We start from the raw sequence: 19,603 nt of genomic DNA, 5'->3' as shown, positions 1-19,603 counted from the left end.
TGAGGCGGGCAGGGGGCATTCATAGCCTTTGTGGATGGAAAGACGATCACCATTTAAATGCTTCAAAACCAGTCCCGAGATCATCCGCTTTGCGGTGATGCTGTACATCCTTTCCCGCTCTCGCTTCGGAATGTCGAAGATCTGGTGCACGAGCGAGGCATCGACGTGAGCCACGAAACTGTTCGATTTTGGTGGCACAGGTTTGGCCCGATGTTTGCTGCTGATATAAGGCGGAAACGTGTTCAGCTGCTGCGCGCGTTCTCCAAATGGAAGTGGCACGTCGACGAGGTCTTCGTGAAGGTAAATGGCAAGCGGCATTATATTTGGCGGGCCGTTTATCAGGAAGGCGAGGTACTGGAAGCTGTTGTCACCAAGCGCCAAAACAATGCTGCAGCATTGAAATTCCTTGAGAAATTGATGAAGCGACACGGCAAAGCGGAAACCATCGTCACGGATCGCTTTGCCTCATACAGAGCCGCTCTCAGAGAACTGGGCGCGCTTGAAAAACAACAGACGGGCAGGTGGCTCAACAACCGCGTCGAGAATTCGCACCTGCCGTTTCGACGACGCGAACGCGTAATGCAGCGGTTCAGGCGGGTGCGAAGTTTACAGACATTCGCCTCCGTCCATTCCTCCGTCTACAACCACTTTAACAAGGAGCGATCTCACCAGCAGAGATACATTCAAGCTGACCCGCGCCGCCGCCCTTAGAGAGTGGCGTCAACTTTGTTCCGGATAGGTTCGCGGTTTCCGCGGCAAACTGAGGCTAGTTCGAATTAGTCGGAAAACATCTAGGAAAATCCGTTTTCGGTCGGGCGGGCAGCGCGACGCCATTTTTTGCGCCAGAAATCGGATCAATGACGGACGACGCCGCAGCTTAGGTTAAGAATTGCGTCCCTCGCGTGCTGATCCGATGCCAAGGATCAGGTCGGCGCATCGTTCGCCAAGCATCATGGCAGGTGCGTTTGTGTTGCCGGCGTTGATGTCAGGCACTGCGGACATGTCGCAAACCCGTAAGCGCTCGATCCCGCGCACACGCATTCTGGCGTCCAGCACTGCCATACCGTCGCCGTCCCGGCCCATTTTGGCAGTGCCCGCCGGGTGATAGTTGGTTTTTACGAATCTCTTACAATGTGCTCGCAGCGTCTGTTCGTCGTCCGCTATCGGAATGACGATTTCGCGGATCCTTTGTGCAAGCGGGCCGGACGTGAATGCCTGGCGAAAGAACCGCTGTCCCCGGATCATCTCTTGCATGTCGTCTTCATGCTTCAGAAGGTTGGGCGAGACCACAGGCATGGCGAGAGGATCGTTCGAACGAAGCTGAACCTCTCCGCGTGATTTCGGTTTGACCACGACGGTCGTAACGGTCAGGCCAAAGTCATCCTGCACCTCGTCCAGCGCGTCGCGATCCAGATATACGATGGGAACGCAAAAGGCTTGGATGGTTGGTTCTCCATCAGGAGCCGAAGGATTGACGAACGCGCCGGCTTCGACCCCGGCCGAAGTCACGGGGCCGCTGCCGAACAGTTTGAACTGTATGCCGTTTCGCAGCATCCGCCAGCCTTCACCTTGTTTGAAATATCCGTATGGACCGTTTGCAAAGGCGGTGATTGGAACTTCGGGGTGGTCGATCAAGTTCTGGCCGACCCCAGGCACTGAGCAGACCACGGGAATATCGTGTTCGGCAAGATGTGCATCCGGTCCGATACCCGACAGCAATAGGATTTTCGGCGTGACCAGAGCGCCCGCCGCAAGGACAATCTCACCATCACACTGGACGGTGTGGAACCCGTGTTTGTCGCGATACTGCACACCGACAGCCCTGTCGTTTTCGACAATGACTTTGCTGACCGTTGCGCCAAGCCGGACGATCAAATTAGAGTTTTTCTCGAGAGGGTCGAGGAAAGCATAAGCTGACGAGCTGCGCTTTCCGGCGCGATTGGTGAATTGATAGAAGCCGACACCGCGCTGTGTTGCGCCGTTGAAGTCAGTGTTGAATGGTTCGCCAAGGGCCTGCACCGACTGAACGAACCAACGGGACATTTCGTCGATATGCCCCGGATCCGAGACCTGCAGCGGACCGTTGCTGCCATGCAGGTCATTGTGAAGTCTGTTGTTGTCTTCCATCCTGCGGAAATAGGGCAGCACATCGTCCCATCCCCAACCAACCCTGTCGTTGGTATTTCGGAGTAGGTCGTTCCAAGCGTCATAATCGGAAGGGCGACCGCGCATATAGACCTGCGCATTCACGGACGACCCGCCGCCAAGTACGTTGGCCTGCGGAATGTCATGCACGCGGCCGTCAAGGTGGTCCTGCGGTTCGGTCTGGTGATAGGTCATGAACTTGGACCCGTTGATCATCTTGAAGATACCCGGCGGCATGTCCAGCAACGGATGGCGGTGCGAATGCCCGGCCTCCAGCAACAGAACCCTGCACTTGCCCTGGTTGACCAGTCGCGCTGCAGCTGCGGCGCCGGCAGAGCCGCCGCCGATTACGATGTGATCGAAGGTTTCCGTCATGATTTCGCCTTCAGGTCCGGCGTTTGGGTTCGCTGATCGAGTCGCGCTCGACCAGTTCGCATTCAAGCTTTACGAGTGGGTGCCTCTGACCATCCGTCGGCCCGTGGAATAGCTGTTCGACGACCCAGCGTCCCATCGCCCGGGTGGGAAGGATCATCGAGGTCAGGGGTGGCGACAGGTGCCGCGCGGTTTCGTCATCGTCAAATCCGATGACCGAGATGTCCTCGGGGATTGAAAGGCCAAGTTCCTTGAGTGCCTCATAGCAACCGATTGCCATGCGGTCATTCTGACAGAAAATGGCGGTTGGCGGAGAGGGCAGATCCATCAATTCACGCGTGGCGGCATATCCGGCGCTGGGCAACCAATTGCCTTCGACAACCAAGTCCTCGTCGAACGGAATGTCGGCGGAAGCCAAGGCGTTTCTGTACCCGGTCGTTCGTCCAGCGGCGCATTCCATGAACGGCTCACCGGTTATTGTGGCGATCCGTTTGTGCCCGGCCTTGATCAGGGCGTTGGTCGCCGTATGTCCAGCAGCGACTTCGCCGGGGATCACCGCAGGAAAGGAGAGGTCGTCGCAAAAGCAGTTCAGTAGCATAACCGGGGTTGCGGTCTGCCTGAGGATTTCCGGAACGACCACCCGCCGGGTGAAAACGGTTGCGTAAATGATGCCCGCAACCTGTTGGTCGAGGAAATACCGGAGCGTATTGGGCTCGACCTCGGGGTCGTTTTGGGTTTCTGCCAGCAATACAAGATTACCGGTGTCCCGAACGGCCTGTTTCACCCCGTTAAAAGCGTTCACCATTTCGGGGCTTGACGCCAGATCATCCACGACGAAAGCGATGGTCCCGTCCAGCGCCGCGGGCCGGCGCGCGCTGTCCTGGGGTTTCCTGAGTTGAGAGGGCATGGCGTATCCAAGCGTGTTGGCGGCATCCAGGACTCGTTGCTTTGTGTCCTCGGAGATTTTGACGGAATCGTTCTTGTTCAGAACCAGCGATACTGTCGTTTGTGAGCATCCGGCGACGCGTGCAATGTCGTGCATCGTTATGCGCTGCCGGCCCGCGACTCGTCCTACACCCCTGTGTTGCCCGGCCTTGTTCGCTTGATCGTTCATCGTTCAACCTTTTTGTTCGTATCCTTTTTATCGACTATGCGGAGGACGTGCAACTAATATTAGTTGATAGTAATTAATATTAGTGTTGACGAAATAATATTATTAGTGTTTTGATCGGTGGTGCGGTCGCCATTGTGGTTTGACCGAGCAAGCGCGGGAGGCGAAATTGCGGTCTGTAGTAGGGGAGCTGGGTCCAGTCGTTCGGCATTCGATGTTCATCGATGGCCGCTTTGTCGACTTTGACGCGGACACGGTTGTTGTCGAAAACCCTGCAAATGAAGAGATCGTTGCGCTGGTTCCAGATGGCGCCGCCGCTCACGCGGATGCGTCGGTCGAGGCGGCCCATCGGGCTTTTGGCTCGTGGTCCTCGCGCCCGGCGATCGAGCGGGCTCGGCTGGTCCTGAGACTCGCTGAGGCCGTCCGGGTCGACGCCGGTCGTTTGGCTGCTCTGATAACCGCCGAGCAGGGCAAGCCGATCTCGCAAGCCCGAGGTGAAGTGGATGCTGCCGTCACCTTTCTTTGCCATGCGGCTGAAGAGGCCCGGAGGATTTCGGGTGACATAGTTGCATCGGACAACGAGTCCGAGGAAATCCAGATCCGGCGTCATCCTTATGGCGTTGTTGTTGCGTTGACAGCCTGGAACTATCCGTTGGCATTGGCCGCCAGGAAGGTCGGACCCGCGCTGGTCGCGGGCAACACCGTTGTTCTGTTGGGGCACGAAATCACGCCGCTGTCCGGTCTTGCGGTCGCCGAGCTTGCCAACAAGGTCGGGTTTCCGCCTGGTGTTCTTAATGTTCTGACAGGCAAGGGGCCGGTGGTAGGGCAGCGGTTGGTCGAACACCCCGATACTTCACTGATTACAATGACCGGCAGCACACGCGCCGGGAAAGAGATTTTTCGCGCTGCGGCCAACCGGATCAAGGTTGTCCGGCTCGAGCTTGGCGGTAAGGCTCCGTTCATCGTGATGGAGGATGCGGATATTGACGCCGCCGTTTCGGCCGCCATTGCCGCCCGGTTTGCCAATTGCGGCCAGATTTGCACCTGCAACGAGCGTATGTATCTGCATCGCGGCATTGCGGATCAGTTCCTGGAAAAATTCGTGTCCGCGGCCCGCGCTTTGTCGATCGGGGATCCGATGGACGACTGCGATTTGGGTCCCAAAGTCAGCAAGGCCGAAGTGACCAAGGTCGTCGAGATCATCCAGCGCAGCATCGCCGAAGGCGCCACGGTTCATCTTGCAGGCGGGCCCCTGACGGACGGGGCGCACCATAAGGGGCACTGGATGTCCCCGACGGTTCTTGAGGTCTCAGACAACGGCAATGCCGCGATGCAAGAGGAGGTCTTTGGCCCCGTGGCGACAGCAATGCGAGTCGATGATTTTGATCAGGCGATAGACGCAGCGAATGACACATCATTCGGGCTGTCTGCCTATCTCTTTACGGCATCGCACCGGCGATTGATGGAAGCCCCGAGCCGTTTGAAGTTCGGCGAATTGTACCTGAACCGCTCCAATGGCGAGGCCGTGCAGGGATTTCATACCGGTTGGGGTATGTCCGGGGTTGGGGGTGAAGACGGCGCTTATGGCTTCGATGGCTATCTGAGGAAGCAGACGACTTACATGAATTGGGCATGACCTAAAACTCGCGGTCAAAACGGAGGCGACCGCACCAATGGAGGAGGAATAACCATGAAACGCAGAACTCTTTTGATCTCGACGGTTGTCGCGGGTGCGCTGTTGGGCACGACTGCGATAGCGCAGGATCTGCCACAGCTTGAGCAGAAGGAGCGCTACAAAGTCGGCTTTGCGCAGATGGAGTCGAACAATCCGTGGCGTATTGCCGAGACCAAATCGTTCCATGACACGGCCGAGGCCTGCGGCTGGGACCTTGTCGCGACGGATGCAGCTGGATCAGCGGCCAAGCAGGTAGCAGATGTGGACAGCATGATCGCACAAGGCATCGACGTTCTGTTTCTGCCTCCAAGGGAAGAAAAGCCACTGATTCCGGCCGTTATGAAAGCACGCGCCGCCGGCATTCCGACTTTTCTCGTGGACCGCTCGGTTGATCCGGCCGTCGCCAAGCCAGGCGAGCATTTCGTAGCATTCCTAGGATCGGACTTCATTGATCAGGGCAACCGGGCCGCGCAATGGCTGATGGACAATTTTGACGGCGACCAGGGCGTTATCGTCCAGTTGGAGGGCACAACTGGTTCTTCACCTGCAAATGACCGTAAAAAGGGTTTCGACGACGCGATCGCAGCGGACGACCGCTTTGAGATCGTGGCTTCTCAGACCGGTGACTTTGCGCGCGATCTGGGTCGTCAGGTGATGGAAACCCTGCTACAGGCGCACCCCGACGTGAACGTGGTCTACGCCCACAATGACGAGATGGCGATCGGCGCGATCCAGGCTCTGGAACTGGCCGGCCGCAAGCCAGGCGAGGACGTGACCATCGTTTCGATTGATGGAACGCGTGATGCGCTTCAGGCAATTATCGATGGCAAGATGGGCGTGACCGTAGAAAGCTCCCCCTTCTTTGGCCCATTGGCTTGTGATGTCATGAAGAAGTATGCGGCGGGCGAGCAGATCCCTGAGTGGGTAAAGGTCGAAGACCGGATCTTTACGCAAGACAACGCCGCTGATCACATCGACGAAGCCTATTGATTCTCCCTGTTGGGTGGTGCTGGCTGAGTGTCAGCGCTGCCCGCAAGCAATTGGAGTACGAGATATCATGAACGCGCTCGTTTCGATGTCGGGGATCGACAAGTCTTTTGCTGAGGTTCCAGCACTCAGCCAGGCCAGTCTGGAAATAGCTCCCGGCGAAGTTCACGCACTCATCGGGCAGAACGGTGCCGGCAAATCGACGATGATCAAGGTCCTTACCGGAGTTTACGGCCGGGATGCCGGTGACGTCTATCTGACGGGCGCGCCAAGCCGCATTTCTACCCCGCGCGAAGCGCAGAAATACGGAATTGCCACAATCTATCAAGAGCTCAACCTGGTGCCGCTGCGGTCAGTGACCGAGAACATCATCATGGGGTACGAGCCCAAACGCCTGGGCTTTCTGGTCGACTGGCGCGAGTGTAACAGGCGCGCACGCGAGGTTCTTGCGCGCTTTGGCATAGATATCGACGTAACCGAGCCTCTGGGGAATTTCTCGACTGCGATCCAGCAGTTGGTCGCGATAGCGCGAGCGGTGTCGCTGGACGCGAAGCTGGTCATTATGGACGAGCCGACGTCGTCGCTTGATGCCAGCGAGGTCGAGGTTTTGTTCGGTGTGGTGCGCGAGTTGAAGAAACAGGGCGTGTCCGTTCTGTATGTCTCGCATTTCCTCGATGAGCTGTTCCAGATCTGCGATCGGGTCACAACGATGCGCGACGGGCGCACTGTCAGCACTCGCAATGTCCAGGACACGACCAAGCTGGAAATGATCGCGGACATGCTGGGCCGCAACAAGGACGAGATTGCGGCAGACGGTTTGACGGACTTCGCCGGCGCCAAGGCTAAGAAAGGCGATATCGTTCTGCGGGCCGACTCTGTTTCGACTGGCCCACGACTGACGCATTTCGACCTCACGCTCCACCGCGGGGAAATTGTTGGGCTGGGCGGGCTGCTGGGCTCAGGCCGGACTGAGGCGACGCGGGCCTTGTTCGGAGTGGACGGAGCACTCAGCGGCGCAATCGAGATACACGGTGCGGTCGGGCAACCGTCCGGACCGGGTGAAGCGATAGCAAACGGGGTCGGCTTTCTGACCGAAGATCGCAAGGCCGAAGGGATTATTCCCGACATGTCCGTGCGTGAGAACATAACGTTGGCCCTGTTGCCGAAACTAGCCAGCCGTGGTCAGATCGATTTTGCCCGCGAGCGCGAGATCGTTCAGGCCTTCATCGACGATCTGGGCATCAAGGCGGCGCATATGGACCAACCCATTCGCGAGTTGTCCGGCGGCAACCAGCAGAAGGTGCTGCTTGCCCGTTGGCTGGCGACGCAGCCCGACATCCTGATACTCGATGAGCCGACCCGAGGCGTGGATGTCGGCGCCAAGCGAGAGATCCAATCGTTCATTCGGTCTTACGTCGAGAAGGGGTTTGGCGTGGTCCTCATCAGTTCAGAATTCGAAGAACTGGTAGAAGGCGCCGACCGCATCGTGGTCATGCACGAGGGGCGCTCGGTCAAGGAACTGACCAACCCCGGGATTACCGAGAACATACTGGTGCGCGCGCTTGCGCATCATGAAGGAGGATCTGGTTCATGGACCGAGCAATGAAGTTGCCGCAACGGGTCGCCTCAATGCCCTTCCGCTTTCACGGCGGCATCGCCGCGTTGGTCGCCTTATTGGTGTTCAACGCGTTTTTCACCCCCAATTTCCTGCAACTGCAAACATTGTTCGTGAATATCAGCCAGGTTGCCACGATCGCCATCGTGGCCATGGGCATGACGCTGGTGATCGCCACGGGTGGTATCGATCTTTCGGTCGGTGCGGTCATGGCACTGGCGGGGGCAGTTGCTCCGCTGATTTTCCTGTCGGATCTGGGCGCTGCCTATCCGATGCTGGGCGTCACTTTGGCCATTGTCCTACCGCTGTTTATCGCCGGGCTATGCGGGGTGTTCAACGGTGTGATGGTTGCCGTGTTGAATGTGCAACCCATTATTGCGACGCTCATTCTCTTTATCTCGGGTCGCGGTATTGCCCAAGTCTTGACGAACGGGAACCTGCAGACGTTTTCCAACCCTTCATTCAGTTATCTTGGAACCGGCAAAGTGCTTGGCTTGCCGTTCCAAGGGTGGCTGGCGCTGGTCATTGCCTGTGTTCTGTTTTGGGCTATCACCAGAACCACTTGGGGTCGTTACCTGCTGGCTATCGGCGGCAATGAACGCGCGGCCTATCTGTCGGGCGGTCCTGTCCGGCGGGTCAAGATTGGGGCCTATGTCATCTGCGCCGTGCTTGCGGGTCTGGCGGGGCTGATCGTCGTTGCTATCAACTCGGCTTCGGACGCGGCGCGCAACGGTAATCTTATGGAGCTTGATGCCATCGCGGCCGCGGTTGTTGGCGGGGCTCTTTTGCAAGGCGGGCGGGCGCCGATCTTCGGTGCCATACTGGGAGCCGTTATCATCCAATTGGTCAAATATACGTTGTTGGCCAACGGGGTAGAGGACGAAGTTGCACTAATCGCCAAAGCCGTCATCATTATCCTGGCCGTTTGGGTCCAGCAATTCCGGAGGGCATGATTGGTGTTGGATGAAACGGCTTTTGACCTGCGAAAATACCTTCGGCGCAATTCGGCTTCGGTGACGGTGTGGATCGCACTGCTGACTTTGATCCTGTTTGGGCTGATGCGCTATGACAACTTTGGAAGCGCCTACAATTTCTCGTCTTTCCTGAATTACAACGCGATGTTCATTGCGATCGCGCTGGGCATGTGCTTCGTGATCATGACCGGCGGGATTGATTTGTCGGTCGGATCCGTGGCGGCCTTTACGTCGGTTGTTGCGGCCTATCTCAGCCCCTACGGGATTCAGATTGCGCTGCCGGGGGCCGTTCTTGCCGGCGTTGGCTTCGGAGCGATCAACGCCTTTTGCATAATCATCCTTCGGATCCCGCCCTTCATCGCCACACTGGCAACCATGCTAGCCGCCAAAGGCGGCGCATTGGTGATTTCGGGCGCTCAGACAATTTCGGTCGATTGGGGGTCGAACTTCACCAAGCTTGGCATGGGGCAGGCGTTTGGCCTGTTTCCATGGGCAATCGTCATCGTAGCCGGACTGACGCTGGCACTTTGGCTGGTGCTGGAAAGAACAACCATCGGGCGGACCGTCTTGGCGATCGGTGGCAGCGAGGATGCCTCGAACCTAATGGGCCTGAAAGTCAATCGCGCCAAGGCTTTCGTCTACCTGCTGTCAGGGGGCTGCGCAGGGCTGGCTGGCGTCTTTCTGGCCTCGGGCTTTGGAGCCGGACAACCCCTTGAGGGCATCGGATGGGAATTGTCGGCCATCGCGTCCGTCGTTGTGGGCGGCACCTTGTTGACAGGTGGGATGGGGTCGATCCCTGCGACCGTGGCCGGAGCGCTTTTGCTGGGTCTGGTGTTCAACGTTCTGAACTTTGAAAACGGTCAGGGCACCATCAGTTTCAGCGCCTATTGGCAGATGGTCATACGCGGAGGCTTTCTTTTTGCGGTCATCCTTTTACAGTCTCGGGTTATTGCCAGGCAGCAGAAGGTCTTGGGTTCGTGAATCGCATAAAAAGTGTTTCAGCGCGGCTGTTCAACGTCCCGCTCGCCGAAGTCCTGGTCGATGCCAAACATGGGGATCACACGTTCTTTCAATTGATCACCGTCACCATTCAAACGACGGATGGGGTCGAGGGGGTTGGGTATACCTATACGGGCGGCAAGGGCGGTCATGCCATTCTGGCGATGATCCAGCATGACCTGGCGCCGTTCCTGGTTGGGCAAGACGCCGAACAGATCGAAAGCCTGTACGATGCCATGCAGTGGCATGTGCACTACGTTGCACGGGGCGGGATCGCCTCGTTCGCTATCTCGGCCGTGGATATTGCCCTTTGGGACATTCGTGGCAGAACGCAGAATGCACCACTGTGGCAAATGGCTGGTGGAGCGTCCAAACGGTGCAAGGCCTATGCCGGCGGGATCGACCTGAATTTCTCGTTGGAGAAACTGCTGCGGCAGACCGAAGGCTACCTTGCGCGTGGGTTCAACGCGGTCAAGATCAAGGTTGGGCAACCGGATCTGGTCGACGATCTTGCACGTGCCCGGGCAGTGCGCGAGATGCTGGGGCCGGACCGGTTCTTCATGGTCGATGCGAATTACTCCATGAGCGTCGAGCAGGCCATCGAGGCCGCCCAAGGGTTCGCCGACTGCGATATCCTGTGGTTCGAGGAGCCGACAATTCCAGACGATTACAAAGGCTATGGCCGAATTGCCGAAGCCACGGGCGTTCCCCTTGCCATGGGTGAAAACCTACACACGATTCACGAATTCGAATACGCCTTTGATGACGCGAAGTTGAGTTTCATCCAGCCCGATGCCTCAAACTGCGGTGGGATCACCGGTTGGCTGCGCGTGGCCGGGCTAAGCGCACAGTACGACATTCCGGTTTGCAGTCATGGGATGCAGGAGCTGCACGTCAGCCTTGTTGCCGCGCAACCCAACGCAGGGTGGCTAGAAGTACACTCATTCCCGATAGATCAGTACACGACCCGTCCGCTGGTTGTGGAAGACTGTATGGCCGTGGCCCCGGATACACCGGGAACCGGAGTGGAATTCGACTGGGACAAACTGAATGCGGAACACATGGAGATGCATACATGACAACCGAGACGATCTGTGCGGCATACTACAGGGGCAACAAGAGCTTTGTTGTAGAGCAAGCCCAAGCGACGGATCCGGGCCCCGGCGAGGCTGCTGTTCGCGTTGCCTATTGTGGGATTTGCGGGACGGATATGCACGTCTACCACGGCAACATGGATGCCCGTGTCGGCCTGAATCGGGTGATTGGACATGAAATGTCAGGTGTCGTCGAAGCGGTGGGCGAGGGCGTCGATACGGTAAAACCCGGCCAGAAGGTCGTGGTCCGACCGCTGGATCACTGCGGAGAATGCCCGGTCTGCAAACGGGGGCATCAGCATATCTGTCAGAACCTCAAGTTTCTCGGCCTCGATACCGATGGTGCCATGCAAGAGATCTGGACCGTTCCGGCCCACACCTTGCACGTTCTACCGGATGACTTGCGCATGGATCACGCGGCGCTGATCGAGCCGGTCGCCGTTGCCTGCCACGATGTGCGCTTGTCTGGCCTGCAACCTGGCGAGGACGTCGTCGTCATCGGCGGCGGCCCGATCGGCATCCTGGTTGCCATGGTTGCGCGGGACGCGGGCGGAAACGTCGTGATTTCCGAAGTGAACCCAAACCGCTTGGCCATTGCCGAAAAGCTTGGTTTTGACACGATCAACCCAATCGAAACCGATCTGGTGGCCACGATCAACGGGCGCACGGGCGACAAAGGGGCGGATGTAGTTTTCGAGGTATCGGGAACGCAGCCCGGTGTTGATGCGATGACAGCGGTTGCCGCGACGCGGGCCCGGATCGTGATGGTCGCGATCCATGCTCAAAAACCCCATATCGACCTGTTCCAATTCTTCTGGCGAGAGCTGCAACTGATCGGTGCTCGGGTCTATGAGCCGGAGGATTACGAGAAGGCGATCGCAGTTGTCGCTTCGGGCGGAGTGGACGCGGATGTTGTGATTACCGACGTCAGCCCTCTGTCAGACATTCAGGCTGCGTTCGAAGCACTGGATCGCAGCCCAACCGCAATGAAAAGCCTGATCGAAGTAGGACCGCGTTCATGAGTGTTTTGCAAAGTTTCGACCTGACGGGAAAAACGGCACTTGTGACCGGGTGCAAACGCGGCATCGGGCGCGGCATGGCCGAGGCATTGGCATCGGCCGGAGCTGATATTATCGGAGTGTCCGCCTCGCTCGAGCTGTCCGGCTCGGAGGTCGAAAAAGCCGTCACGGCGATGGGGCGCAGTTTCCGGGCTTACCAATGCGACTTCTCGGACCGCTCCGCGCTGCATGGGTTCATTGATCAGTTGAGGGCCGACGGACAAACCCCTGATATCCTTGTCAACAATGCCGGCACGATCAAACGCAAGCCAGCCGCCGAACACCCGGACGACTGGTGGGACGAAGTGATTGAGGTCAACCTGTCCTCGCAATTCGTTCTGTCTCGCGAGATCGGTAAGGAAATGCTGGCGCGCGGCTCGGGCAAGATCATCTTCACCGCATCGCTGCTGACGTTTCAGGGCGGCATCACCGTTCCCGGATATGCGGCGTCGAAAGGTGGGATTGGACAGCTGACCAAGGCCTTGGCCAATGAATGGGCCGGGCAGGGTGTGAACGTGAATGCAATCGCCCCCGGCTACATCGCGACCGACAATACCCAAGCTTTGCAGGACGATCCGGTTCGGTCGAAGTCGATTCTGGAACGAACACCCCAGGGCCGTTGGGGTACGCCTGGTGATTTTGCCGGACCCGTGGTTTTTCTGGCTTCTGCAGCGTCGGACTACGTCAACGGTGAAATCCTTGTTGTCGACGGGGGCTGGATGGGGCGGTAACACCGTCAACGCGCCACGGGACCCAAGGCATCACGTCCCGATGTAGTGCACCTTCAATCGCCGCGTCTTGGGTGCCTCGCGGTGTTCGAACAGGTACAGGCTTTGTACGCGGCCCAGCGGAAGTTGCCCCTGTTCGACCGGGATGGACACCTGCGTTTGCGTCACCAGCGCGCGCAGATGCGATGGCGCGTTGTCGTCTTCGGTCGGGCGGTGGTGATATTTGCCTGGTGACTTGGGGACCAGTTCTTCGAAGAACGTCTCGATATCCTTGACCACCTCGGGATCGGCATTGGCCTGTACCAACAGCGCGGCACCTGTATGGACACACCAAAGGGTCAGTAGGCCCGAGCCAAATCCATGTTCAGACACCGTACGCTGAACCACCCCGCTGATGTCGGTGAGGGATTTGCCGGGCGTTTCAATGGACAAGTCAAAAAACTCTTGCTTCATCCATCCGATCCTTTCCTTGATTTTGCGCGAATACGCCCAGCTTTCCGCACCCCATTCGGCATTCAACTTTGAGGCTTAAGAATTTAATTTGTAACACGCTAAAGCTTTCATTCATGCAAACAGGCCTTTGAACCTGTCTATGCACAGACGAAACCCATCTTCGAAATTTCCGTTGCCGGGATGATAAACGCTTTCGAAGGAAATCACGCCATCATAGCCGTCGGATCTGAGCGCGTCCGCGATGGGTTGGAACAGAGGCGCAAGCTGACCTTCCCCCATGCGGCGCACTTCCAGCGTTGCCCGTGGCGTGTCGACCTTTACGTCCTTGATGTGAATGTGCCCCAGATAGCCGCCGCGCAGTTCTTCGTAACCGTCCGGGTATGCCAGTTCATGGCACCAGCAATTGTTTCCGGGGTCCCAAAGAATTTTCAACGCATCCTTTGCATCCAACTCGTCGATCAGTTTGCGGGCTGTATAGTTGGAATTGACCAGCGTGCCGTTTCCGGTTTCTACGACAAGCGTCACGCCCTCAGCCCTGGCAAGTTCAACCGCCGGCGCGATCAGCGGCGGCATCGAGTCCCATACCCCATGCGCCACGTTCCACTTCTCGGCGCCGTTTTTTCCCCAGAGTATCTGCTCTTTTCGTTGGGTCATGATCCGAACCAGCGGAGACCCCACGATATGCGCCATGTCGATCACGCGTTTCAAGGCGTCCATGTGTCGGGTGTGCAGGTTGTCGCCGGGCCTGTTGGCAGCTGTCATCCCCGCAAAGATATGGCGCGACAGACACGACACAAGCTTGCCCCGGTCGCGCAAGAGCGCGTCGATCTCGGCAATTTCCTGCGGGGAATGGTCCCCGACCTCGGTGTCGCCCACGAACTGTAGCTCTGCATAGTCCAGGCCGAATTCGTCCATTACGTCCACGGCCTGCCGCAGATCGCGGGAAATGCCGTCGCAAATCACACCTAGTTTCATATCCTGTCCTCTCAGCGATGCAATTCTGCGCCAACGATCTCTTCGATGACGCGGGTACACACCCAGTTGTCGCCGTTCGGGTATTTGGTTTTTCCGGCGTGAAAGATCTGCATTGCGGACGAGGCAGTGTGCATAGGAACGCCCAACGCACCGGCCAGTGCCAGAGAGATCGTCAGGTCCTTGTGCATAGTTGCGATATGACTACCGGTAGCCTCGAACTTGCGATCAATGATGTTTTCAAGGGCGGTATTCACGACGCCGCACCCCGCGCTGGAGGATGAGAACACGTCATGCAATGCCTGACCGGTGACACCGGCTTTGGCCGCCAGGGCCGCAGCCTCGAATGTGGCGGAAAAGATCGACCCGATAAGGGATTGCAGGCAGGCTTTCACGGTTTGCCCGTCACCGGCGTTTTCTCCGACCCGGTGAATGGTTGCCGACACTGCCTGCATGACTTTGGCGTTTTGGTCCAGCACATCAGCGGCACCGGCAGCCATCATCGTCAATGTGCCGTTCTGCGCGCCGGGAAACCCACCCGAGACCGGAGTGTCGATCAGGTGGATGCCGGAGCCCTCCATGTCATGCCCGATGGCGCTTGCTTCGGCCGGTGTAATGGTCGCCGACAGGATGACAGTTCCGCCTTCGGCCATGTTCGCAACCAGTCCGTTTTCACCCAGAATGACATCGCGGGCCTGATCTCCGTGCATCACCATGACAAACACGCTGGCGGCGTGACGACCGACCTGTCCCACGCTGTCCTTGGGCAGGCCGCCCATGTCGGTAAATGCCGCCATGCGTGTCTCGCTCAGGTCGAAACCGGATGTTTCAAAGCCATTCTTGATCAGGTTCTTGGCAAGGCCGCTGCCCATGTCGCCAAGACCTATTACGCCTGTGGTTTTCATTTGGACTCCTCCCGTTCTTCCGTCTTTGCCGTCTGGCAGACGTTTCGAAAATTGATGCCTCAAGGCATCGGTTTTCGCGGGAGTTTCACGCGTCTTGAACAGACGTCGGGCGAGTCCGGAAGACACCCCGCTGCCCGTTTACGTGCCGTAAGTAAACGAAGAATACCGCGCACAGGCAAGCAAAGAAGTGTTACGGACGGAAAGAAACAGCCTGATCCGACGTGTCAGGAAAACGCCGCCATGATGCCGCGCAGTTCCGCCAGCCCGCGCATTCGTCCGATCAGCGGATAGCCAGGAGTGCTGTGTCCGCCCAGATCGCTCAGCAGCTCTTGTCCGTGGTCGGGTCGCATCGGAATTTGCCAGTCGTCCCGCCCTTGAGATTTGCGGCGGCGTTGTTCGTTCATCAGCTCGCGAATGGTGCCGACCATGTCGGTGTCTCCCTCCAGATGCGGAGCCTCATAGAAATCCGGCTTCTGTCTGTCCGACCCCGCGATGCGTCGGGTATTTCGCAAGTGAACAAAGTGAATCCGGCCGCCATGCCTGCGTACGAAGTCCGGCCCATCGAATTCGGAGGAAACACCCAGCGATCCGGTACACAAGGTTGCGCCGTTCGCGGGCATATCAACCGCATCCAGCACGGCGCCGTAGTCCTCAGTACTGGACATGATCCGCGGCAGACCGAGCAACGAGAAGGGTGGATCATCCGGGTGACAGCACAAGCGCAACCCCAATTCTTGAGCTACCGGGGCGACCTCAGACAGGAAGTCGATTAGGTTTGTGCGCAGCCGGTCACGGTCTATCTCGGCATATGTCCGCAACAAAGAGCGCACGTCCTGCACGCTCCACTGATCGTTGGCGCCGGGCAGCCCCGCAGTGACATTGTGCTGCAACTGGGCTTTGGATTCATCCGACAGGCGTAAGAAGCGATCCTCGGCCGTTTGCTGGACGTCGTTGGAATAGTCTTCCGACGCGCCCGGACGTTCGAGAATATATATGTCGAAAACTGCAAAATCAGTCAGGTCGAACAGCATGGCCGTTCCGCCATGCGGCTGCGGGGAGCGAAGGGCGGTGCGTGTCCAATCCAGAATCGGCATAAAGTTGTAGCACACGACTTTGACGCCACGGGCGGACAGGGCCCTGAGGCTGGACTTATACGCCTGCAGATGTTCGGCTATGTCTGCGGACTGCGTCTTGATCGCCTCGGAGACGGGCAGGCTTTCGACAACGTCCCAACTGTACCCGGCAGCGGCCAGAACTGCCTGCCGATCGGCGATGCTCGGTTCGTCCCAGGGCAGTCCAGGCGGGATGTGATGCAACGCAGTAACGATGCCCTGAACCCCGACTTGATGTAGATCGGCCAGAGCGATCGGATCATCGGGTCCGAACCAACGCCAGTATTGTTTCATGGCAGCCATCCTTCATACAGCGGGTGATCGGGCTTGATGGGAAGGGCAACACGCTGCCCGGTGCGCGCCGCGTAATAAATCGCAGTCACGAGGCCGATGGACGCGGCGCCGTCCTGCAGCGTAGCGGCCGAATTTGCCTCGGACCGCAGCGCCTTGCCGATTTCGGTAAAGAACCCTTCGAAACCTGTTGGTTCGGCAGCGGCGGCTGCAAGGGCCTCGTCGATAGCGGCTTGATCCACCGGGTCCCGCGCAACGAATGTCCAAGGCGTTTGACCCGGCGCATAGGGTTCCGTGCCAGAGGTGGCGGTCACCTTTTCAAAGACGAACCGCAGGCGGGTTTCGTCCGTGGCGGCGCCTAGTGTGATATTGCTTGTGCACAAAGCTCCGGAAGCCATGCCAAAGCAGATCGCGGCGCAGTCTTCGGTCTCGATCGGGTTGACCCGCGTTGTGGTCATTGCTGACACCCAGGCGATATCACCCGCGATATGTGTCAGCAGATCATGGTTGTGGATGGCATGGCCAAGCACTGCGCCGCCGCGTTCACCGGCCCATGTTCCTCGCCACGGCACCGCGTAATAATCTGCCCCTCGGGACCAATGGGTTTCAAGCGCGGCAGTTTGGACCGCTCCGGTCAGGCCGGCGCGTTGCAGGTGGCGCAATTGGGCCAGTGACGGGCCCCACCGGTATTGAAAAACCGGAAACACATGCTTGCCCGTGCTGTGGGCGGCTGCCGCGATCCGATCCACATCCTGCATCGAGGTCGCAAGGGGCTTTTCGCAGAAAACGTGTTTTCCTGCGGCCAATGCCGCAAGAGTGGTCGGCACATGTAGATGGGGCGGCAGGCAGATGTCGATGACATCAATCTCCGGATCATCCAGCGCGTCTTGAATGTTGGTCAGAGATCGAAAATCCGAGTTCTGTCGAATCTGTTCGATCCGGTCCGTATTCTGATCGACCACGGCGGTTACGCGGAATTTGCGGTCAAGCCGTTCCAGTGCGCTTATATGTTGCGCACCGATACCTGCGCCAAGGATCGCAACGTTGATCATTTGCGTTCCGCCATTTCCTGCGCGTGCAATGCCAGTTCCATGACCGTAAAGCAGTGGGTTTGGATCATCGCGGTTTCGGTCCGGTTACGGATGTCATCGGCCAGGCGCGAAAAGTAGGGAAGGCCGGCGTCAGATGCGTCGATCTTTTGGCAGGTTTCACCATTGACGAGGATCAGATGGTCTGTTCCCGAGGCTCCACCCACATCAACGTATTTCCGCAACTCGATATAGCCTTCGGTGCCCAGGATCGTCAGGCGACCATCTCCCCAGTTTGGCAGGGCATCCGGCGTAAACCAGTCAACCCGGATGTACCCGGTGCCGTTCTCGCTTCGTAGATTGAGCTCTCCGAAATCCTGCAATCCGGGATCTTTGGGGTTTGCGTAGTTCGCCACACAAGCGTTTGTGATTTCCGCGGTTTCCGAACCTGTGTAGTGCAAGAACTGATCGATCTGATGCGAGGCGATGTCGGTCAGAATACCGCCATAGCGTTCACGTTTAAAAAACCACTCCGGCCGGGTTGCCCGGTTCAATCGGTGCGGGCCAAGTCCGACCGTCTGGATCACGCGCCCGATGGCACCGGCCTCGACCAACTCGGTCGCCCGGGTGCTGACGGGCGTTTCAAACCTTTCGGAAAAATTCACCGACCAGATGCGACCGGTGTCCGCAACCGCCCGTTTGATCTGGTCGAGTTGCTCGAACGTCGTACAGCCCGGCTTGTCGCTCATGACGTCCATGCCGTTTTGCATGGCGCGGATTGTCAAAGCGGCCCTATCTGCCGGTATTGCCGAAATCAGCGCTAGATCCGCCCCGCAAGTTAAGGCGTCTTCCAGTCGGGCCAGCCGCAGAATATCGGGAAACCTTTTGACGTAGCCCGCCAGCGTTTCCGGATCGCCTTTTGTCCAATAGCCAACGCAGTCCACTCCGATTTTGCGCATGTTTTCGGTCATGCCATAGATATGGCGGTGGTCCAGGCCAAGGGCGACGCAGGTCAGGCTCATGAGATGACTCGTGTTTTCTGGCCGGTTCGATTGGCGATCTGCATCGCGTCTATGACGGCGTGGGTCAAAAGGGCACTGCGTCCGGTGGCCATGGGTCGCGTTACACCGGCGAGTGCGTTGGCAAAATCCTCTATGATCGCCTGGTGCCATTCATGGGTGAACGCCATGGGATCGGGCCCGCCGCCTGTGGCGGACGTTTCGCCAAACGTGGATTTCTGACCATCGAAAGTGGTCAAGGTCAGGACACCTGACTCCAGATTCGCTTTGGCGTTCGTGCCCTGGATGGTGATGGACTCTGCGGCCCCGGGATATTCGGCCGTTGTCGCCATCAAGGTACCCACTGCGCCGCTATCTGTTTCAAAGATTGCACCTGCCCAATCCTCGGCCTCGAGATCGTGTAACGGAGATTTTCTCATCATGGCTTGAATGCCCGAGATCGGCCCCAGCAGCCACATCGCAAGGTCAAGCGTGTGGATTGCCTGCGAGATCATGACACCGCCTCCGTCGCGTGCGTAAGTGCCGCGACCCGGCTCTTCATAGTAGCTCTGATCACGCCACCAAGGGACACGGATCTCCACCGTGGCGATCGAGCCCAGCTCACCCTGTTCAATGGCTGATTTCAGAGCCTGCGAGGCGGCGCGGGCGCGGTGCTGAAAGACGATACCCAGCGGCACGCCAGAGGCCTCGCACTGCTCGACAATGGCTGTCGCGGCGGCCAGCGTTCTTTCGATGGGCTTTTCCATCAGGATCGGTTTCGAAGCGGTCGAAAGAACCCGAACCAACTCTGTGCGCTGATCGGGCGGGGTTGCGATGATCGCAAAGTCGACGTTTGGGTCGTTTGCGATTTCCTCGACCGAGCTGAACGCGCGGGTGTCGTTTCGCTGCGCGAACTCAGCTGCTTTTTCAGGATTGCGCCCAAGGACGCCAGCAAGATTGAGGCCTTGATCCGATGCCCGAATTGCAGCCAAATGCGTACCCGAAACCATTCCCAAACCAATCAGCGCAATATTCATTCATTCCCCCGGATCACCCGGTCAGTCTGCGGGTTCGAACGGGAAAGAT

At 58.2% G+C, this 19,603-nt stretch carries 17 protein-coding genes and 1 pseudogene; 9 read left to right on the top strand and 9 right to left on the bottom strand.

Features of this window, described 5'->3' with window-relative positions:
• Nucleotides 1-34 precede the first annotated feature (34 nt).
• Nucleotides 35-739 (top strand): annotated as a pseudogene (locus tag AC2FFH_RS00395) (IS6 family transposase).
• A 143-nt stretch (nucleotides 740-882) separates the two neighbouring features.
• Here the strand turns inward: AC2FFH_RS00395 and AC2FFH_RS00390 are convergent.
• Both AC2FFH_RS00390 and AC2FFH_RS00385 read right to left on the bottom strand, forming a co-directional pair.
• Nucleotides 883-2,520: a GMC family oxidoreductase gene (locus AC2FFH_RS00390; RefSeq protein WP_496769804.1), complete on the bottom strand. Its 1,638-nt coding sequence runs from the start codon at nucleotides 2,518-2,520 to the stop codon at nucleotides 883-885.
• A 10-nt stretch (nucleotides 2,521-2,530) separates the two neighbouring features.
• Nucleotides 2,531-3,559, bottom strand: a complete 1,029-nt coding sequence (locus AC2FFH_RS00385; protein ID WP_496843508.1) for a LacI family DNA-binding transcriptional regulator — start codon at nucleotides 3,557-3,559, stop codon at nucleotides 2,531-2,533.
• A gap of 238 nt (nucleotides 3,560-3,797) precedes the next feature.
• On the opposite strand from AC2FFH_RS00385, the gene AC2FFH_RS00380 reads away from it, so the two are divergent.
• The 8 genes from AC2FFH_RS00380 to AC2FFH_RS00345 all read left to right on the top strand — a co-directional run bounded on the left by AC2FFH_RS00380 (nucleotide 3,798) and on the right by AC2FFH_RS00345 (nucleotide 12,761).
• The gene (locus AC2FFH_RS00380; protein WP_496769800.1) at nucleotides 3,798-5,264 is read left to right on the top strand and encodes an aldehyde dehydrogenase family protein; all 1,467 of its coding nucleotides are present in this window, start codon (nucleotides 3,798-3,800) and stop codon (nucleotides 5,262-5,264) included.
• 54 nt (nucleotides 5,265-5,318) lie between these two features.
• The gene (locus AC2FFH_RS00375) at nucleotides 5,319-6,293 is read left to right on the top strand and encodes an ABC transporter substrate-binding protein (RefSeq protein ID WP_496769796.1); all 975 of its coding nucleotides are present in this window, start codon (nucleotides 5,319-5,321) and stop codon (nucleotides 6,291-6,293) included.
• Between the two features lie 67 nt (nucleotides 6,294-6,360).
• Nucleotides 6,361-7,896 (top strand): sugar ABC transporter ATP-binding protein, encoded by a 1,536-nt coding sequence (locus AC2FFH_RS00370; RefSeq protein WP_496769795.1) that lies wholly within the window; start codon nucleotides 6,361-6,363, stop codon nucleotides 7,894-7,896.
• Entirely contained in the window at nucleotides 7,881-8,858 is a 978-nt protein-coding gene (locus tag AC2FFH_RS00365) for an ABC transporter permease (RefSeq protein WP_496769793.1), read from the top strand. The genes AC2FFH_RS00370 and AC2FFH_RS00365 overlap by 16 nt, the downstream gene beginning before the upstream one ends.
• Before the next feature lie 3 nt (nucleotides 8,859-8,861).
• Entirely contained in the window at nucleotides 8,862-9,860 is a 999-nt protein-coding gene (locus AC2FFH_RS00360) for an ABC transporter permease (protein WP_496843506.1), read from the top strand.
• Nucleotides 9,857-10,957 (top strand): mandelate racemase/muconate lactonizing enzyme family protein, encoded by a 1,101-nt coding sequence (locus tag AC2FFH_RS00355; protein WP_496843505.1) that lies wholly within the window; start codon nucleotides 9,857-9,859, stop codon nucleotides 10,955-10,957. The genes AC2FFH_RS00360 and AC2FFH_RS00355 overlap by 4 nt, the downstream gene beginning before the upstream one ends.
• Nucleotides 10,954-11,994 carry a zinc-dependent alcohol dehydrogenase gene (locus AC2FFH_RS00350; RefSeq protein ID WP_496713105.1) on the top strand — a complete coding sequence of 347 codons (1,041 nt, stop codon included), beginning with the start codon at nucleotides 10,954-10,956 and terminating at the stop codon, nucleotides 11,992-11,994. Before AC2FFH_RS00355 ends, AC2FFH_RS00350 begins: the two co-directional genes overlap by 4 nt.
• Entirely contained in the window at nucleotides 11,991-12,761 is a 771-nt protein-coding gene (locus tag AC2FFH_RS00345; protein WP_496713107.1) for an SDR family oxidoreductase, read from the top strand. The genes AC2FFH_RS00350 and AC2FFH_RS00345 overlap by 4 nt, the downstream gene beginning before the upstream one ends.
• A gap of 30 nt (nucleotides 12,762-12,791) precedes the next feature.
• Here AC2FFH_RS00345 and AC2FFH_RS00340 read toward each other — a convergent pair whose 3' ends face one another.
• From AC2FFH_RS00340 to AC2FFH_RS00310, 7 genes are all read right to left on the bottom strand, one after another.
• On the bottom strand, nucleotides 12,792-13,211 hold the full coding sequence (locus AC2FFH_RS00340; RefSeq protein ID WP_496780454.1) for a secondary thiamine-phosphate synthase enzyme YjbQ: 420 nt from the start codon (nucleotides 13,209-13,211) through the stop codon (nucleotides 12,792-12,794).
• Between the two features lie 111 nt (nucleotides 13,212-13,322).
• Entirely contained in the window at nucleotides 13,323-14,186 is an 864-nt protein-coding gene (locus AC2FFH_RS00335) for a sugar phosphate isomerase/epimerase family protein (RefSeq protein ID WP_058274695.1), read from the bottom strand.
• 11 nt (nucleotides 14,187-14,197) lie between these two features.
• Nucleotides 14,198-15,088 carry an NAD(P)-dependent oxidoreductase gene (locus tag AC2FFH_RS00330; protein WP_496769784.1) on the bottom strand — a complete coding sequence of 297 codons (891 nt, stop codon included), beginning with the start codon at nucleotides 15,086-15,088 and terminating at the stop codon, nucleotides 14,198-14,200.
• Nucleotides 15,089-15,312: 224 nt separating this feature from the next.
• On the bottom strand, nucleotides 15,313-16,494 hold the full coding sequence (gene uxuA / locus AC2FFH_RS00325; protein WP_496843504.1) for a mannonate dehydratase: 1,182 nt from the start codon (nucleotides 16,492-16,494) through the stop codon (nucleotides 15,313-15,315).
• Nucleotides 16,491-17,543, bottom strand: a complete 1,053-nt coding sequence (locus tag AC2FFH_RS00320; protein WP_496843503.1) for a Gfo/Idh/MocA family protein — start codon at nucleotides 17,541-17,543, stop codon at nucleotides 16,491-16,493. Before AC2FFH_RS00320 ends, uxuA begins: the two co-directional genes overlap by 4 nt.
• Complete coding sequence (locus tag AC2FFH_RS00315; protein WP_496769779.1) at nucleotides 17,540-18,541, bottom strand: Gfo/Idh/MocA family protein; 1,002 nt, start codon at nucleotides 18,539-18,541, stop codon at nucleotides 17,540-17,542. Before AC2FFH_RS00315 ends, AC2FFH_RS00320 begins: the two co-directional genes overlap by 4 nt.
• Nucleotides 18,538-19,554 carry a Gfo/Idh/MocA family protein gene (locus AC2FFH_RS00310; protein WP_496843502.1) on the bottom strand — a complete coding sequence of 339 codons (1,017 nt, stop codon included), beginning with the start codon at nucleotides 19,552-19,554 and terminating at the stop codon, nucleotides 18,538-18,540. Before AC2FFH_RS00310 ends, AC2FFH_RS00315 begins: the two co-directional genes overlap by 4 nt.
• Nucleotides 19,555-19,603 lie beyond the last annotated feature (49 nt).

Source organism: Ruegeria sp. YTSC003 (assembly GCF_059609785.1).
The sequence above is the reverse complement of the archived record's forward strand: the minus strand, read 5'-3'. Positions and strand labels throughout refer to the sequence as shown.

What these genes read in the sequence shown, in the direction of transcription:
- AC2FFH_RS00390 (WP_496769804.1), bottom strand. Translation starts at nt 2,520, where the DNA reads ATGACGGAAACCTTCGATCACATCGTAATCGGCGGCGGCTCTGCCGGC.
- AC2FFH_RS00385 (WP_496843508.1), bottom strand. Translation starts at nt 3,559, where the DNA reads ATGCACGACATTGCACGCGTCGCCGGATGCTCACAAACGACAGTATCG.
- AC2FFH_RS00375 (WP_496769796.1), top strand. Translation starts at nt 5,319, where the DNA reads ATGAAACGCAGAACTCTTTTGATCTCGACGGTTGTCGCGGGTGCGCTG.
- AC2FFH_RS00370 (WP_496769795.1), top strand. Translation starts at nt 6,361, where the DNA reads ATGAACGCGCTCGTTTCGATGTCGGGGATCGACAAGTCTTTTGCTGAG.
- AC2FFH_RS00365 (WP_496769793.1), top strand. Translation starts at nt 7,881, where the DNA reads ATGGACCGAGCAATGAAGTTGCCGCAACGGGTCGCCTCAATGCCCTTC.
- AC2FFH_RS00350 (WP_496713105.1), top strand. Translation starts at nt 10,954, where the DNA reads ATGACAACCGAGACGATCTGTGCGGCATACTACAGGGGCAACAAGAGC.
- AC2FFH_RS00345 (WP_496713107.1), top strand. Translation starts at nt 11,991, where the DNA reads ATGAGTGTTTTGCAAAGTTTCGACCTGACGGGAAAAACGGCACTTGTG.
- AC2FFH_RS00340 (WP_496780454.1), bottom strand. Translation starts at nt 13,211, where the DNA reads ATGAAGCAAGAGTTTTTTGACTTGTCCATTGAAACGCCCGGCAAATCC.
- AC2FFH_RS00335 (WP_058274695.1), bottom strand. Translation starts at nt 14,186, where the DNA reads ATGAAACTAGGTGTGATTTGCGACGGCATTTCCCGCGATCTGCGGCAG.
- AC2FFH_RS00330 (WP_496769784.1), bottom strand. Translation starts at nt 15,088, where the DNA reads ATGAAAACCACAGGCGTAATAGGTCTTGGCGACATGGGCAGCGGCCTT.
- uxuA (WP_496843504.1), bottom strand. Translation starts at nt 16,494, where the DNA reads ATGAAACAATACTGGCGTTGGTTCGGACCCGATGATCCGATCGCTCTG.
- AC2FFH_RS00320 (WP_496843503.1), bottom strand. Translation starts at nt 17,543, where the DNA reads ATGATCAACGTTGCGATCCTTGGCGCAGGTATCGGTGCGCAACATATA.
- AC2FFH_RS00315 (WP_496769779.1), bottom strand. Translation starts at nt 18,541, where the DNA reads ATGAGCCTGACCTGCGTCGCCCTTGGCCTGGACCACCGCCATATCTAT.
- AC2FFH_RS00310 (WP_496843502.1), bottom strand. Translation starts at nt 19,554, where the DNA reads ATGAATATTGCGCTGATTGGTTTGGGAATGGTTTCGGGTACGCATTTG.